This is a genomic window from Actinopolyspora alba, assembly GCF_900112765.1.
In the GTDB taxonomy this organism is placed as follows: Bacteria; Actinomycetota; Actinomycetes; order Mycobacteriales; family Pseudonocardiaceae; genus Actinopolyspora; species Actinopolyspora alba.
Window position 1 is genome coordinate 207,931 of the sequence record NZ_FOMZ01000009.1, and the last position, 13,589, is coordinate 221,519.

18 protein-coding genes are annotated in these 13,589 nt (G+C 67.4%); 4 read left to right on the top strand and 14 right to left on the bottom strand.

Translation table 11 applies throughout. The features are described from left to right. Nucleotides 1–307: 307 nt before the first annotated feature. Nucleotides 308–910 carry a hypothetical protein gene (locus BM150_RS15405; protein WP_092927961.1) on the top strand — a complete coding sequence of 201 codons (603 nt, stop codon included), beginning with the start codon at nucleotides 308–310 and terminating at the stop codon, nucleotides 908–910. A gap of 39 nt (nucleotides 911–949) precedes the next feature. Here BM150_RS15405 and BM150_RS15410 read toward each other — a convergent pair whose 3' ends face one another. From BM150_RS15410 to BM150_RS23795, 5 genes are all read right to left on the bottom strand, one after another. Beyond that, complete coding sequence (locus tag BM150_RS15410) at nucleotides 950–1,405, bottom strand: hypothetical protein (RefSeq protein WP_092927962.1); 456 nt, start codon at nucleotides 1,403–1,405, stop codon at nucleotides 950–952. A gap of 337 nt (nucleotides 1,406–1,742) precedes the next feature. Continuing rightward, entirely contained in the window at nucleotides 1,743–2,774 is a 1,032-nt protein-coding gene (locus tag BM150_RS15415) for a DUF4192 domain-containing protein (RefSeq protein WP_092927963.1), read from the bottom strand. A 138-nt stretch (nucleotides 2,775–2,912) separates the two neighbouring features. Next, a complete protein-coding gene (locus tag BM150_RS15420) occupies nucleotides 2,913–3,203 on the bottom strand; it encodes a hypothetical protein (protein WP_092927964.1) in 291 nt (96 codons plus the stop codon). Between the two features lie 46 nt (nucleotides 3,204–3,249). Further along, on the bottom strand, nucleotides 3,250–3,804 hold the full coding sequence (locus tag BM150_RS15425) for a hypothetical protein (RefSeq protein ID WP_139219547.1): 555 nt from the start codon (nucleotides 3,802–3,804) through the stop codon (nucleotides 3,250–3,252). A 130-nt stretch (nucleotides 3,805–3,934) separates the two neighbouring features. Further along, a complete protein-coding gene (locus tag BM150_RS23795; RefSeq protein ID WP_139219548.1) occupies nucleotides 3,935–4,141 on the bottom strand; it encodes a hypothetical protein in 207 nt (68 codons plus the stop codon). A gap of 69 nt (nucleotides 4,142–4,210) precedes the next feature. Between BM150_RS23795 and BM150_RS15430 the strand changes: the two genes are divergently transcribed. The 3 genes from BM150_RS15430 to BM150_RS24170 all read left to right on the top strand — a co-directional run bounded on the left by BM150_RS15430 (nucleotide 4,211) and on the right by BM150_RS24170 (nucleotide 7,351). Beyond that, nucleotides 4,211–5,290 (top strand): tyrosine-type recombinase/integrase, encoded by a 1,080-nt coding sequence (locus BM150_RS15430; protein WP_092927966.1) that lies wholly within the window; start codon nucleotides 4,211–4,213, stop codon nucleotides 5,288–5,290. Nucleotides 5,291–5,294: 4 nt separating this feature from the next. After that, nucleotides 5,295–5,621 carry a helix-turn-helix domain-containing protein gene (locus BM150_RS15435; protein ID WP_092927967.1) on the top strand — a complete coding sequence of 109 codons (327 nt, stop codon included), beginning with the start codon at nucleotides 5,295–5,297 and terminating at the stop codon, nucleotides 5,619–5,621. A 572-nt stretch (nucleotides 5,622–6,193) separates the two neighbouring features. After that, nucleotides 6,194–7,351, top strand: coding sequence for a hypothetical protein (locus BM150_RS24170; protein ID WP_092927968.1), 1,158 nt, complete (start codon nucleotides 6,194–6,196; stop codon nucleotides 7,349–7,351). A gap of 88 nt (nucleotides 7,352–7,439) precedes the next feature. Here the strand turns inward: BM150_RS24170 and BM150_RS15445 are convergent, their stop codons facing one another. The 9 genes from BM150_RS15445 to BM150_RS15485 all read right to left on the bottom strand — a co-directional run bounded on the left by BM150_RS15445 (nucleotide 7,440) and on the right by BM150_RS15485 (nucleotide 13,522). Next, on the bottom strand, nucleotides 7,440–7,850 hold the full coding sequence (locus tag BM150_RS15445) for a single-stranded DNA-binding protein (RefSeq protein ID WP_092927969.1): 411 nt from the start codon (nucleotides 7,848–7,850) through the stop codon (nucleotides 7,440–7,442). Nucleotides 7,851–8,160: 310 nt separating this feature from the next. Next, nucleotides 8,161–8,466: a nucleoside hydrolase gene (locus BM150_RS15450; RefSeq protein ID WP_092927970.1), complete on the bottom strand. Its 306-nt coding sequence runs from the start codon at nucleotides 8,464–8,466 to the stop codon at nucleotides 8,161–8,163. 96 nt (nucleotides 8,467–8,562) lie between these two features. Continuing rightward, the gene (locus tag BM150_RS15455; RefSeq protein WP_217641669.1) at nucleotides 8,563–9,483 is read right to left on the bottom strand and encodes a bifunctional DNA primase/polymerase; all 921 of its coding nucleotides are present in this window, start codon (nucleotides 9,481–9,483) and stop codon (nucleotides 8,563–8,565) included. Between the two features lie 389 nt (nucleotides 9,484–9,872). Further along, complete coding sequence (locus BM150_RS24945) at nucleotides 9,873–10,004, bottom strand: hypothetical protein (RefSeq protein ID WP_281243711.1); 132 nt, start codon at nucleotides 10,002–10,004, stop codon at nucleotides 9,873–9,875. A 114-nt stretch (nucleotides 10,005–10,118) separates the two neighbouring features. Then, nucleotides 10,119–11,303: a DNA polymerase III subunit beta gene (locus tag BM150_RS15465; RefSeq protein WP_092927973.1), complete on the bottom strand. Its 1,185-nt coding sequence runs from the start codon at nucleotides 11,301–11,303 to the stop codon at nucleotides 10,119–10,121. Nucleotides 11,304–11,415: 112 nt separating this feature from the next. Then, entirely contained in the window at nucleotides 11,416–11,937 is a 522-nt protein-coding gene (locus tag BM150_RS15470) for a hypothetical protein (protein ID WP_092927974.1), read from the bottom strand. Nucleotides 11,938–12,119: 182 nt separating this feature from the next. Then, entirely contained in the window at nucleotides 12,120–12,734 is a 615-nt protein-coding gene (locus BM150_RS15475) for a GGDEF domain-containing protein (RefSeq protein ID WP_092927975.1), read from the bottom strand. Between the two features lie 112 nt (nucleotides 12,735–12,846). Next, on the bottom strand, nucleotides 12,847–13,092 hold the full coding sequence (locus BM150_RS15480; RefSeq protein ID WP_139219549.1) for a hypothetical protein: 246 nt from the start codon (nucleotides 13,090–13,092) through the stop codon (nucleotides 12,847–12,849). 214 nt (nucleotides 13,093–13,306) lie between these two features. Then, nucleotides 13,307–13,522, bottom strand: coding sequence for a hypothetical protein (locus BM150_RS15485; protein WP_092927977.1), 216 nt, complete (start codon nucleotides 13,520–13,522; stop codon nucleotides 13,307–13,309). Nucleotides 13,523–13,589 lie beyond the last annotated feature (67 nt).

The following is a 13,589-nucleotide window of genomic DNA, read 5'->3' on the forward strand; positions in this document are numbered from 1 at the left end:
TCCGGTGGATACCGGAGCGCTACACTGGATCACACGCGTCCGGCGGGACAGGCCGTAGTGGGCCTTGCGTGACGTCGGGCGTTCGTCGACGCGGTCTTGGCGGAGCCATCGTCCGCGGTGGTAAGCCTTCCGGGGCTTCCGCGTCGACGCGGGGTGTGTCCGGCTGCGGCCGGGCACACCCTCCGCGTCTCCGAGCCCTCGTGTCGGGCTGCCGCGCCAGAAGGTGGCTTCCCGAAGATCGGGCGACCTTGCTTGCGGTGCTGGCTAGCCTGTCGCTGACGTCGCACCGTTCGGGAGGGGCACGGTCATGACCGAATCCAGCACAGGCAAAGCTCGTCGTCGCTCCAGCAGAGTCAGCCAGCAGCTGGAGCGGGCCCGGCAGCGCAACGCGGAACAACTCGCCGAACAGCGCGCGAGGGAACAGCGGGTGGAGGCCGCGCTGCGGCAGTACGTCGAGGCAGGCGAAACGATCGCGGCCGAACACGCCCGTTGCGAGGAGAAGGTCGCCGTCTACCAACGCAAGATCGACAAACTGCGCGCCGATTCTCAGGAGAAGGTCGCCGACCAGCACACTAGGCAGGCCCAGGCGGCGCTATCTCTCCACGAGGGTGGTGGCCGCACGGTGGAGCAGGTGGCCGAGCTGCTCGAACTCGACTCGGAGAAACAGGCCCGACGACTGATCGCCACTGGCCGGGAGGCCGTCGCCCCGACTACGGACACCGAGTCGCTACCCGACGACGGCCAGCGGGAAGGGGGCCCGCTCCGGCAGGAAACCCCGTCCGCCAACGCGACGTCAGCGGACGGCTCGGGGGAACAGGTGGAGCCAGTCGGGGATGTTGGTCAGCAGCACGGTGCACAGACCGGCCTCGTCCCAGTTCCTACCGCGCATGACGACGGACAGGGTACGTAACCGTTCGATACGTTCGTGCCGGCCCGGTCCAATTGCCTGTCAGCTCCACCGTCTCGATCCACCGCGATATTGAGGTCCATGCGAGTGTCGCCGAACGAAGCGTCCGTACCGGAGCGCTTGACCTGGGGCGACTTCCCGGCGGAAGCCGCGCTGCCACAGCATCACGGTCGTGAGCCCGCCGATGGCGATGATCGGGAAGACTACCGCGTTGCTCGTCTCTCCTTGGCCGACAGCGGTGGCCAGCGGTAGGGCGAGCAGACCGGCGGCGGTGAAGAACAGCCAACGGCGGGGTGTCGCAGGGAGGAACCAGCGGCGGGTCAGCCATGCGACGACGGCTCCGAGGGGCATTCCGAACACGGCGAGTATGGGCACACCGGCCAACCATTCGGTGCCGTCGGCGAAGGCGCGGCCGGTGACGATCCCGACCAGCCCCGCGATAGCCAGACCGAGAAACACCCCGAATCCGGCGGCTCCGCACAGCCGGAGGAACACCACGTGCGGGTGGACCCTCGTGGTCGAGGAGGCTATGCCACCACGGCGGCGTTGTCGGCCCCTGTTGCTTCGATACCGTCCGGCCGGAAGCTGGCCTCGCTGTTTCATGCCGATGCGGTGACCTCCACGCTCTCCCGGCAGGGTCGGTGGTGAGCACGGTAGGCGGCGGTCCGGGGAGTCCGTGGTGGGATCGTCCCGGAGCCGCCGCCGGGCGGCGGGTGCCGCGTCCCATCGGTCGTCGGGACGTGCACCTGCGTCCCCTTCCCGGCAGTGGGGGACCCGCCTCGGTATCCGTACTTCAGAGAGTCCCCAGACACGCTCTCGATCGTCAGGCCTGCGTTCAGGCGGTGAAGGGGTTCGTGCCCCACCCGAGCTCCTCGAGGATGCCGTGGGCCGCGTCGTTGACGAGTGTGATCAGTTCAGCGGGTGGGATGCCTTGATCGAGAGCCTGGTGGAGCAGGGCGCCCAACCGGTGGTCGGGCTGGGACTGTTCGAGGTTTTCCAACACGACCCTGGCCAGGGGGCCATCGCCACACAGGTAGGCATGGACAGCCAACAAGGAGGCGACTTCGCCTCTCTCCGGGATGGGGGCTTTGCGGATCAGCGTTCGCCAGAGTTCGTCGGCGGCCTGGCTCCAGTCACCGAGTGCCGCACTCAAGGCGAGGTCGCGAACGCTGGTGTCGGCGACCGCGATCAGCACACGCAGCAGCTGTTCCTCGGACAGCGACTTGCCGTCGGCGGTGGCTTGAAGCGCTTCCCGGACGGTGTGGATGCGGTGGGGCAGTGTCTCGGACGGAGCGGGGATGGTCTCTGACCGCAGCGCGGCGAGTTTCGCGGACAGCACCTGCTCGGAATCCTCAGCGGCGATGAGGGCGTGCAGGTCCTGCCTGCTCGGGCGGGTGGTCGAGCCGCGGACTGCCTGCGCTGCGGCCAGTGGGGATATCGCCGGGTTGGGAAGTGTGCCGGAGCGGGTGGGGTCGAGATACGACCGCCACGGAGCTCCTTCCCGGATCGCGGGGGCCCACAGCGCGTCGAGCGTGCTGATGCTGGCCTGGTTGAGCGTGTCGCGGAGCGTGGTAACCAGCTCGGTATGCGGCAAGCCGGGACTGACGCTGTCGGTGATCAGGAGCATGATCACCGCATCGACGGGGTGTTGCTCGAAAGGCCCTGTGAGCAGATAGTCGGCGAACTCCTGAGCGTACGTCGGGCTGGGGAGATCGACGCGTAGGGTCATTCCCAGCTGCGTTGTGCTTTCTCGGCGGTGCAGTGTGCTGAGGACCAGCGACTCGGTTGGGTAGAACCCCAGCATGTGGGGAGTCGCTGCTAGCAGTTCAGCGGGGGTGGACAGTGAGATGGTGTTGAGCATGTCCATGGCATCTCCTTGCTTCGGATTGTTGAGGCAAGAACCACGCCGGGGAGGTCTCACGGCGTGGGGAGCTGTGTGATCAGCGGAGTGAGCATGAAAAACCGGGCCCGGTTTGGTCCGGGCCCGGCAGGTGGACGTGTGGGGTCAGGTCACGTCCAGGCCGCAGCGGCGACAGGCGAGGACGGTGGCTTCGCCTTCGGTGTGGGAGCCGTACCACTCGTTGGCGAGTGGATCGTCATTGGTGCACCGTTCCGGGGAATCCGGCCACGGTCGGCCTGGCAGCATCAGTACCGCCCGTCCGGGGTGGACGTACCCACCGGCGTGGTGGGCCGGGGCGTGTCCCCAGCTGGCTCCTTCCGATAGCGGGGGCCGTTCGTAACTGTGCGGGTACGGGGTGTCGTCAGCGCCCGGTGTCGTCGCCATCAGCATCGTCATCGTTCTCCTGGAGTGGGCGAGTGCGTTCTCGGCTGATGTCGCAGGGTCAGGATCGTGTGGTCACTGCCCTGGGGTGCTCGAGTCGGCAGTGGGCACACGCAGGTCTCGGCGTTGCCGCCTGGGTGGCGTGCCGGGCGACCAGGGAGGTGAAGTCGCTGCCGCCGGGGTAGGGGGCGAGGTCGAGGGCCAGCCACCCCGGCACGGTTGGGCCGACGATCCGCAGTGCCCAGCAGGCGGCCTGTTCCCAGTACGGCAACGGCGGCTCGGCATACGGGGCACCGTCGTCCCACGGGAAGAGAATGTCTCCGAGCGCATCACAGAACCACGTCACGAAGCGTTCCCGGTAGTACGCCGGTGCTGTCGGCGAGCACGCGCGGGTATAGGCAACCCGGGCCAGCTGATCACGAGTGAGGAACTGGCCGGTCGAGATCTGGGTGACCGCGAACACGGTCTCGGTGGCGAGTATGCCGCGGCAGGATCGGTCGATGAGTTCGAGCGCCTGCAGCGCTCCCACGTTCCGATGGGTTTCCTGCCAGAGCGGGGTGGCGTCGGGATCGCAGAGGACGTCGTCGAAGCGGGTGATGAACACATGAAGCGACACGGTTTTCCTCCGAGCAGAAGCGGCACGAAAGCACAACGGGCAGACCCGGACTTATGGAGCCGGGCCTGCCCGTTAGGAAGGGACACGCGCTCTCCGGGCCTGGAGACTTCCCCGAAGCCCGGGCAGAACGTCAGAAGGGGATCTCCTTGTCCGCTTCTGTATCCGCGGGAACCGAGCCTGCCGCTGTCTCCTCGGGAAAGACGCTGGAGGATCGGGACACCTTGGCCACTCGGGCTATGCCGACTCCCGCGAGTTCGTTCCGGGGTTGCGGACGCTGTCGGGCCTGGGACAAGGCATGTTGGCTGATCATGGCTTCTATGTGGATTCTTGACGCCACTTCATGAATCCTGACGTAACCATGATATTTATGACTAGTGCAGCGTTTTGATGAACTCAGGTGTGGGCGATGAGCCTCGCTGTTGTCCGTTCGATTGGGTTCTCGCAGACCTTGCGAACGAGGCAGGACGAGGAAGACTTCGAACAAGAGCTGGTCGACCAGTACGCGCTGGCGCAGCTCGGTGCCGGAGTGACAGATCAGTGGGTCGGCTCCGAACGCTCGGTGGTGTTCGAGTTCGCCCGTTTCTTGGGACGGCCGCTGTGGTCTGCTTCGCCTTCGGACGGAGACCGGTTCCTGACGCACCTGCGGCAGGAACGCGGTCAGGCCAGGGCTACCCGGGAAAGCAAGGCCGGGACGCTGGCTCGGTTCTTCGACTTCTTGGTCGCGCGGTATCAAGGCGACATTCAGGAACTGACCGGATATGTGCTCACCCAGCCAATCGACGAGTTCAACCGGCCGAGCAACTCGACCTCGCCCGCGTCCCGCGTGCCTCCGTCGGATCCAGAGGTCGAGGCGCTGTTTGCCGGATGGCGCGATGCGCTGCCCTCGGCACGTAAGTACCTTCCGGCTGCGCGAAACTACCTGGCCGCGTCGTTGTGGCGCCGGGCCGGGCTGCGGATTACCGAGGCAAGGATGCTCGACATCAAGGACTGGCGTCCCGACCTTGGCCAGCACGGAAAGCTGCATGTCCGGTTCGGCAAGGGCAGTCGCGGACGGGGACCGAAACCGCGGCTGGTGCCCGCGATCAACTCGGTCGACGCGCTGATGAACTGGTGGCTGACCGATGTGCGCCATCAGTTCGGCGACGACTACCTCGACCCGGATGCCCCGCTGCTGCCAAGCGAACGACGCGACCAGCATACCGACGGATGCGGCCGGGTCGGCGATGACGCCCTGCGTTCCGGTTTGGCCAGTGCGGTCAAGCTGTGGCTGCCGACCTGGCAAGGGCGGCTTACCCCACACGCCCTGCGCCATTACTGTGCCTCCTCATTGTATGCACGCAAGATGGATCTGAAGGCGGTCCAGGAGCTGCTGGGCCATGAATGGCTGTCGACCACGACGCGCTACATCCACGTCCATGCCGACCACATCGACCACGCCTGGGCAGTCGCGAACGAACGAGTCGCGGCCCGGCTGACGGGAGGGTGACCCGATGCGCTGGAATCTGCGAATGGTGGCCGCCGAGCGCGGCATTTGGAAGTCGAGCGAGCTGCGCCGCCAACTCGCCGACGCGGGCCTGGAAATCAGCGCGGGCAAGATGTCCGGTCTCTGGACCGGAACTCCGACCACCATCCGGCTCGAGGATCTCGACGTGATCTGCGCAGTGCTCAACTGCGCTCCGTCTGACCTGTTGATCAGAGAGCCCGACAAGGTCGCCGCCCGCGTTCCCCAGGAGAGCAAGGTGTCCACGGCTGAATCGTCGACACCGCCGGCCGTGACACCCCGGCTCGGGAACCGACGTTCCACTCCTCCGGCATGAGCGGCGCTCACCCCCCGCGTCCATGCACCGTGTGCGGTCTGCGGCCTGTCGCGTGGAGCACTCCTCGACCGACACGGTACTGCTACGACTGCATGCCCGGCGGACCGCACGTCCCGCCGCCGTGCCGACGCTGCGGACGCGCTGAAGGCTACTACTCCGCCGGTCTGTGCAACCGGTGTCATCGGCACGCGCCGCAGGCCGTGACGGCCTGCCGGGATTGCCATGCCTGGGGGGTAACCCGCACTCACCAGTGGCTGTGCTCTGCCTGCCGGTTCTGGCGCAAGCAACATCCAGTAGGCAACTGCACGGTCTGCACCGCCATCATCGCGGTCAACTCCGAGCAGACGTGTCGGCTGTGCTGGACCCAATTCCTCGCCAGCGGAGGGAGGAAAGGCGGCGCCGACCTGCTGGAGGCCAACCGCTTCGGCCAGCAGCTGACCCTGGCAAACCTGCATCACGCCAACGCCGGGCGGAAACGCGGCAGCAGTCGTCACGATCACACAACGGACCCAGGACTCGAACGCCGGGCTGTACCGCCGCCATTTCGCTCTGTTGTTCACCGTCAACTGGTCTTGTTCGAGGCCGAGCGCGACTTGCGCCGCGGGCGGGTCTGCGGGTTCCCCGCTCCCGCCGATCCCCAGATGGCCGCCTTCCTCGACCAGGCCCTCCTCGACCACGCCGCTGACCACGGCTGGAGCCGGTCGACGATCAAACGAGCCCGCCAGGGAATGGCGATCGTGCTCGGCCTGCAAGACACCCCGGGCGCGCCCTTGCAGGCCACCGAAATCCTGCAACTGCAACAGATCCAGCTCTCCCCGCTGCGGTTGCTGGACGTATGCGCTGCTGCGGGGCTACTCGACGACGACCGCGAACCCGCTGTCGCCCGGTGGTTCAGCGACGCTATAGCCGACTTGCCCGAGCCTATGAGGCGTGAACTGCGCCACTGGTACAGCGTCATGGCCCTCGGCAGCACAGCCCCACCACGCAGTAAGCCCCGCTCGGAAACCACCATCCGCCTGTACTTGCGCTGGTCGTTGCCCGCACTGAAGTTCTGGGTAGCCGCCGGACACACTTCCCTGCGGGAGATCGCTCCCGAGAACGTCAAAGCAGTCCTACCCGAATCCGGCAATCCCCGCGCCACCATGGGGCAAGGACTACGATGCGTGTTCCGCGTCCTCAAAGCCCACCGAGTCGTGTTCCTCAACCCGCTGAACCGAATCCGAACCGGTACCCACCCACCCCACCCTCCGATGCCGTTGCCAGCAGGCGCGCTCCACGACGCGTTCCATTCACCAGACCCCGCCCAGGCCGCGCTCAGCGCGCTGGTCGCCTTCCACGCGTTGCGGTCCGGCCAACTACGCAACCTGCTGCTGACCGACATCCACAGCGGCCGCCTGCACCTGGACAACCGCACGATCCCGCTCGCACAGCCTGTCCGGGAACGCATCACTACGTGGTTGTCCTACCGGGACCAACGATGGCCACACACAGCCAATCCACACCTGTTCATCAGCAAGCGGAGCGCGCTCGACACCGACCCCGTCGGGGTGGAATGGATCACGCGGTCGATCGGCATCACCACCCAGGCCATCCGCGAAGACCGCATCATCGACGAGTTGTTCGCCAGCGAGGGCGACCTTCGCCGCATCTGCGACCTGTTCGGACTCACCATCTCCGGGGCGAAGCGGTACGCCACCACCCTGGGACATCCTGGCCTCTCCACACACTGACCGACCTGGTGCCACCTCCAGCAACCGCAGCGCGCTACTGGACGCGATCACCAATCCCACACGTCCCGAACCCAGGGGCCCAAAACGATCAGAACGGGACCTCTACACTTGGGTTCTCCTTGGAGGACCCTTCAGATTCCGTGAACACACGGCGGAAGGTGGCATAGCGCAGTGAGGGACCGATCTCGTCGACCTCCATCTCTACCACGGTGCGCTTGGCTCCGTCCCTCGTTTCGAAGGAGCGTTGCCGCAACCGTCCCTGCACGATCACCCGCATCCCGCGGGTGAGCGTTTCGGCGGCGTTCTCCGCGGCCTGTCGCCACAGGGTGCAGCGCAGGAAGAGGGATTCACCGTCTTTCCATTCCCCGCTGCGACGGTCGAAGAAGTAGGGATTGTTGGCCACGGTGAAGTTGACCACCGCATCGCCGCTGGGGGTGAACCGCAACTCGGGGTCGGCGGTCAGGTTGCCGATGACGGTGGTCTGGGTCTCTCCGGCCATGATGGGACGCTCCTTCGTGATGGGGACGAGCTGTCGAAACCAACCGAGCCCCTCGGCGGGCCGCTACCCCGATACGGGATCGGGTTCGTGCCCGGATGGGCTGTCGATCTGCGGCCCTCGGATCAGGAGGTGGCTGCTGGGGCACGGGTGCGCGCAGCGCATCGCGTCAGCGACGCCGAAGGCGCCCGTGCGTCAGCAGCCACCTCCTGATGGACTCCGCGGTGATCGACAACCGGCCGGGCACGAACCCCGCCCCTCCTAGTTCTTCATCGCTCTTGTCTGGAAACGCGGCTGGTGGGAGAGCACGCGATCACATCGGCCGATTCGGGGAGTAGCGGTGCAGTTCCTGCTCGCGCCGGTAGTAGCGGCGCTCCTCCGTTGATGGGTTCAGGACGCGGGTGTGGTGCGCCCAGCCCGGCGTTATCAGGAGCGGGGTCGGCAGGTCGTCGGCGAAGCAGAGTTGCCACCAGCTGCCCGGATCGTGCATCGAGCCAAGGGGTGCGCTGCTCTCCACGCGGCGGGTGGTCCACTCCGCACACGGGTCGCGGTAGCTCCGCCGGACGCGGAGGTACACGGTCTCGGTCGGCAGCGTGTTGTAGATGTCGAGGGGACGCACGAGTTCGTCTCCGTTTCTGTGAACACACGGGGGTGCAGAGCGTGCTGCTGCGGGCCCGGAACGCTCGACGGGCGAGCGGACTGTGCGGGGGTGGTCTCACTCGGCCCGGCTGGTGATGTGGCGGGGACGGTTCCTGCCCCAGAGCAGCCCGTCGCGGATGGTGTTGGTGGCTTCGCGGGTGGTGAACCCGTCGTGGCCGATGTGCACGGCGGCGGCGGTGTGCAGGGCCTGCTGGGCGGTGTGCTCGTCGAGGTCACCGCTGCCGACCAGTTGGCCGAGCCGCCCGGCGGCGCGCAGCAGGGTGTCGTGGCGCTGTCCCGGCAGGGCCTGGGAGACGGCCCTGGTCTCGCCGTCGACGATGGCGGCCACGTAGGCCCCGGCGCGGCCGTTCGGCAGATTCAGCTCCACCGGTTCCGGCGGAGGTGGTGGTTTCACCGCGTCGACCAGCCAGGCCGGCAGCGGCGCGATCGCGACGGAACTGGCCACGCGGTAGGCCCCGCCAGTCAGCACGGATCCGGCGGCGACGATGTATCCCCCGGTTCCGCGGGTGTCGATCCGCCACCCGAGCCTGGCGACGGTGGAGCGCAGTTCCGGTTCGGCCGGAGCGCGGAAGTACAGATGCTGCCCACCGCTGGGGGTGGTCACGGTGTAGGTGTGACTCGGGTAGGGCTGCCCGGCGGTCGTGGCGAGACGGGCGAGCACTTCCTGCCCATCGCGAGCACCGGACCATGCCAGTGGCGGCTCGTGCTCGTGAGCCTGGTCGAGGTCGAGCACGTACAGTCCGCTGGGGCCGCAGGCGATACCGATGTTGTACGGTCGCTGCGACCACCAGGAGCGGATCGCACGGGGCTCGGTGGTGGCCGCCGATTCCCAGTCGGGGAGCACGGCCGTTTTGCTGCGCGGACACAGCGGGATCACATGATGCCCGGCGTGGGCGGCCCGCAGCGCGTGGCGCATCAGCCGCGGTTCCTGCCCCCGTCCGCGGCCCGAAGCCGGGGCGGATCTCGATGACGCCATGAGACTCCTCCTTCGCGGTCGTAGTGTGCGCTGAGCAGCGCTGGTTTGCGAGTAAGGTCGTGCCGCACACGAGCCCGGCTGTCTCCGGTAGCAAGGGCCAGGACGTCCACTTCGTCGCTGTCGGCGCGGAGTGCGCCGGGTGGCAGCTGTCGAGGGGATTCGCGGATCCGTGGGGCGGCGTAGCGGTGGCAGAACCCGCCGACCAGATCGCAGGCTGCGCGGTCGAATCGTTCGCGCCGACTCAGGGGTAATAGCGGCCGAGCCCTTCGCGCTGGCATTCACCACCGACGGCTCGGCCACCGAGTACCGGGCGCCCGGTAAGTCACCACACGACGGGCGGTGACCAGGATCGTGCGGCTGGTGCCGGTTTTCCGCCGGGCTCGGCGTGTCTAATCGTTGTCGCTGTCGTCGCGGTGGATGCGGTCGAGGAGGGCTTCGAGATAGTCGGGGAGATAGATCAGCACCCACATCAGGGCGCCCAGCAACACCATGGCCAGCACCAGCTCCAGTTCGGTGCACATACGACTCTCCACAACGGAATTGGCAACAGGGGAAGGTCACTCCGGCCGCGCACCTACCGCCCCCGTGGTCGGGGAGGGATCGACCACGGGGCGACAGGCCACGGCATATCGGGGTTAGTGCCTGGGGGTGCGCATCGGCATCAGCAGATGTCGGAACAGGCCGTCGTCGTCGGAGAACACGGCCGGTGTGTACGAACCGGTCACCGTCAGTGCAACGGTGGAGGTGTGCAGGGTGCTCAGCGCATCGGCCAGTCGTTCGGCGTGAAACCGCATCCGCATCGGCTGCTCAATAGTGCCGCTGCGCAGCGGGTACCAGGGGGCGGCGACGGTCTCGGGATCGTCGTCGACGACCGGGGCGAGCGCGACGCGGTCACCGGCCAGACGCAGCACCACCGCATCGGAGTCTGTGGCCGTGGTCAGGGCTGCGGCTGTGTTGGCCGCCCGTGCCAGCGGGTCCCGTTCGAACCGCACCGTGGTGCCGCCGGTGGGCATCATCCGTTCCCACTTGGGGTAACGGGAGTGCTCGTCCGGGGCAGTGGCTATCACGGTGGTGGTCTCGGTGGTCAGCGTTGTCATCCCGGATTCGGTGAGCCCGATGTGCAGACGCTGCCCTGTCAGGCGTGTGATCACCGAGGCCAGCAGTCCGGCCGGGATCAGCACCGTCTGCTCCGTGTCGTGAGTGGTGGTGGCGGGGCAGTCGGCGATGGCCAGTCGGTAGCGGTCGGTGGCGACCAGCCGTAGCTGGTTCGGGGTGATGGTCACCGACACTCCGCTCAGAGCGGGCATCGCCGGTTCGCGGTCCGTGTCGGCGGCCACCAGTACCCGCTGGGCCTGGTGGGTGAAGGTGGTCCAGTCCAGCTCGGCGCAGCTGGCTTCCGCGCGGGGGAGGTCCGGGAACTCCTCGGGTGCGTAGTTGGTCACCGGCAGGTGATAGCCGTGGGCGCTGAGTTGGCCGGTACCGTCGTCGGTGGCCCGTAGCCGCACCGACATGTCCTCGGCCTCGCGGGTGCGCAGTCCTTTGCCCAGGCCGGTCAGCAGTTTGGTGAGCTCGTGGTGGTTGAGCAGCATCCGTCCCGGCGTAGTGATCCGGGCGGGCAGGCGGGTGGTTACCGTGCACTGGTAGTCGGTGCTGCTCACGCGGAGACTGTGTTCGTCGGTTTCAAGGAGCACCCCGCACAGCGCCGGTATCGGCGAGGTACGTGCGACGGTCATCCCGACGGTGTGCAGCGCTTGCCGCAGGCTCTTTCGGTCGGTGTGGATCTGCAGGCCGGTCACGCTGGGGCTGTCCACAGTAGTCATGTGCGAACTCCTTGTCCTTCGGGCTGATAGGGGCGTGCGGGCCCGTACCGGTCGGTGGTTACGCAAAAAGCCCCGGCCAGCACGCTGGCCGGGGCGAGGGTGTGGGGTGGTGTCACCACGACGGTTCGTTTCCGGTCGGTGTCCGCGAGCCTGCGGTGTGCCGACGGCACGACGGTCGGTGCGCGGCCAACTCGGCTTCGTGCCGGGCGATCATGGTGCTCAGGGCGGTGCCGTAGGCGGTGGCTACGGCGTGGTCGAGCCACTCGTCGATCGGGTCGAGCAGGGGAGCGGCCCAGCAGGCCACGTCGGACCAGTACGGCCGCGAACCGGGCGGGGTCGACGGGGTCTCCTCGTCGGGCAGCAGCATGCGGCGCACCTGCGCGAGAAACCACTCCAGGAATCGTTCCCGAACGCTCGGGGTGCTGCGTCCGTGAGCATAGGCACGGCGGACCAGTTCCTCGACCGAGAGCGGTGCGAGATCGTCGGCCGCTTCGAACAGCGTGTCCGCGGCGTGGGGCCCGTCGCAGTGGCCTTGGTGCAGTTCCAACGCCGTGAGCTCGTCGATGCCGTGATAGGTGGCTTCCCACAACACCTCGGCACGGGGTGCGCTGATCGCGGTGGCGTAGCGGGTCACGGCAACATGAATCGAACACACAACGACCTCCTGGAGGCGGAGTAGGAGCGCCCCGCCCGGGCCCGGCAGGCGGTAGTGACCACACCGGGTGCGAGAGCACTGTTGCGTCGGGCTGGGTGCGGGCAGTGGGCTGCTGGGTTCGGTGGTGAGTACGTTGCGGTGCTTGACGTGCCGAGTGAGGTTCACGTCGACCAGGGGGACAGGAGCGGCTGGTCGCGGGTCCACAGCCAGGCGTGTTCGGGGTGTTTTTTCGCGCGGTACATGGCCACGTCGGCCGCGCGCAGCGCATTCGACAGCACCCGGGCGGCAGACTGGCCCCCTCGCGGGGCCGCAGACGCCATTCCCAGCGCGACCCCCACGCGCACCGTGGTGTCCTGCTCGGACAGCCGGATCGGGCGAGTCAGCTCGGTCACGAGCGCGTTGAGCTGCCGGTGCGTGGGAGTGGTGGGGGACAAAAGCACGAACTCGTCCCCGCCGAGACGGCCGAGGACCGCATCCTTGCCGAGTTCGGTAGTCAGCCGGGTGGCGAGGATGCGCAGCACCTCGTCGCCGGCGTGGTGGCCGTGCAGGTCGTTGATGGTTTTGAGTCCATCGACATCCAGCAGCCCGAGCGTGGCCGTGGGGCCGAGACACCGGCGGGCGTGAGCGTGCCAGGCGGCGCGGGTCAACACCCCGGTCAACGCGTCATGCCGGGCCTGGTGCAGACGCCGCAGCGTCACGCACAGCCACACGCTGGTGAACAGCCATCCCACCAGCGCGGCTGTCGCCAGCAGCCGGTATGTGCTAATCCAGGACATGATCTCTCCTTCGCAGGGGGATCACCCCGGCGCGGGCGCAGGCTGGGCACGCACGGCCCGCGCCGGGAGCTCCTCGAAACATCGGGCAGGACCAGGCCCGCCCACGGAAGATTCAGTCGTCGAGGTGGTCGAGCTCGGCCAGACGCCGCAGCTGAATAACCACGCGCTCGATCTCGTCGGCCGACCATTCGGGCGGACGGTGCGAGGCATAGGGCGTGGTCAGCAGCCGGTCGAGCTGATTGCGCTGGTGATGTTCGATCCGGCACAGCAGTTCCCCGACCGGGGTGTGCAGATGCAGCACCGGGCGGAAGGGGCCACCGGCGGTGTAGGCCGGGCACAGACGTGCCAACTCGGCCAACACCAACTCCCGCCGGTCTTTGCCGGCGAGGCGTTGTTCACGGTGGACCGAATTCGCGGGAGGCGTCACCGGGGACACGGGCGGATCGGAGCAGCGGCGGCAACGACGGAACAGTCGCAACACACATCACCTCCAGAGGTGTGAACACACAGCGCCCCGCCATCCGGGCAGGGATGACGGGGCGCGCACTCGGGTGTGGGACGGATACGTGGGGTTAGTGCCGGTGGGGCTCGTCGCAGTCGTTCTGGTGGACGTCCAACCAGCAGCGGGCACCCTCATGACGGTGAAATGACTCCAACAGGCCCGCCAAGACATTGACTTCGTCGCAGGTGAATAACGTCGCGAGATGGTTGGCCAGCATTCCGTCGTCGAACGTCTCGGCAAAGACCGCCACCGGGTCGTAGTGGTTGGGTAGGTCGGTAGTGGTCATTCGAAGTTCTCCAAGCAGAACGGACACACTCCCGACCCCGGCTCGGCCTGGGCCGGGAGAGGCCCGA

Bases quoted from the DNA above. Each gene is read 5' to 3' on its own strand.
- BM150_RS15485 (WP_092927977.1), bottom strand. From the start codon at position 13,522: ATGACCACTACCGACCTACCCAACCACTACGACCCGGTGGCGGTCTTT.
- BM150_RS15445 (WP_092927969.1), bottom strand. From the start codon at position 7,850: ATGGCCGGAGAGACCCAGACCACCGTCATCGGCAACCTGACCGCCGAC.
- BM150_RS15455 (WP_217641669.1), bottom strand. From the start codon at position 9,483: ATGGCGTCATCGAGATCCGCCCCGGCTTCGGGCCGCGGACGGGGGCAG.
- BM150_RS15430 (WP_092927966.1), top strand. From the start codon at position 4,211: ATGAGCCTCGCTGTTGTCCGTTCGATTGGGTTCTCGCAGACCTTGCGA.
- BM150_RS15435 (WP_092927967.1), top strand. From the start codon at position 5,295: ATGCGCTGGAATCTGCGAATGGTGGCCGCCGAGCGCGGCATTTGGAAG.
- BM150_RS15465 (WP_092927973.1), bottom strand. From the start codon at position 11,303: ATGACTACTGTGGACAGCCCCAGCGTGACCGGCCTGCAGATCCACACC.
- BM150_RS15475 (WP_092927975.1), bottom strand. From the start codon at position 12,734: ATGTCCTGGATTAGCACATACCGGCTGCTGGCGACAGCCGCGCTGGTG.
- BM150_RS15420 (WP_092927964.1), bottom strand. From the start codon at position 3,203: ATGACGATGCTGATGGCGACGACACCGGGCGCTGACGACACCCCGTAC.
- BM150_RS15415 (WP_092927963.1), bottom strand. From the start codon at position 2,774: ATGGACATGCTCAACACCATCTCACTGTCCACCCCCGCTGAACTGCTA.
- BM150_RS15405 (WP_092927961.1), top strand. From the start codon at position 308: ATGACCGAATCCAGCACAGGCAAAGCTCGTCGTCGCTCCAGCAGAGTC.
- BM150_RS24945 (WP_281243711.1), bottom strand. From the start codon at position 10,004: ATGTGCACCGAACTGGAGCTGGTGCTGGCCATGGTGTTGCTGGGCGCC.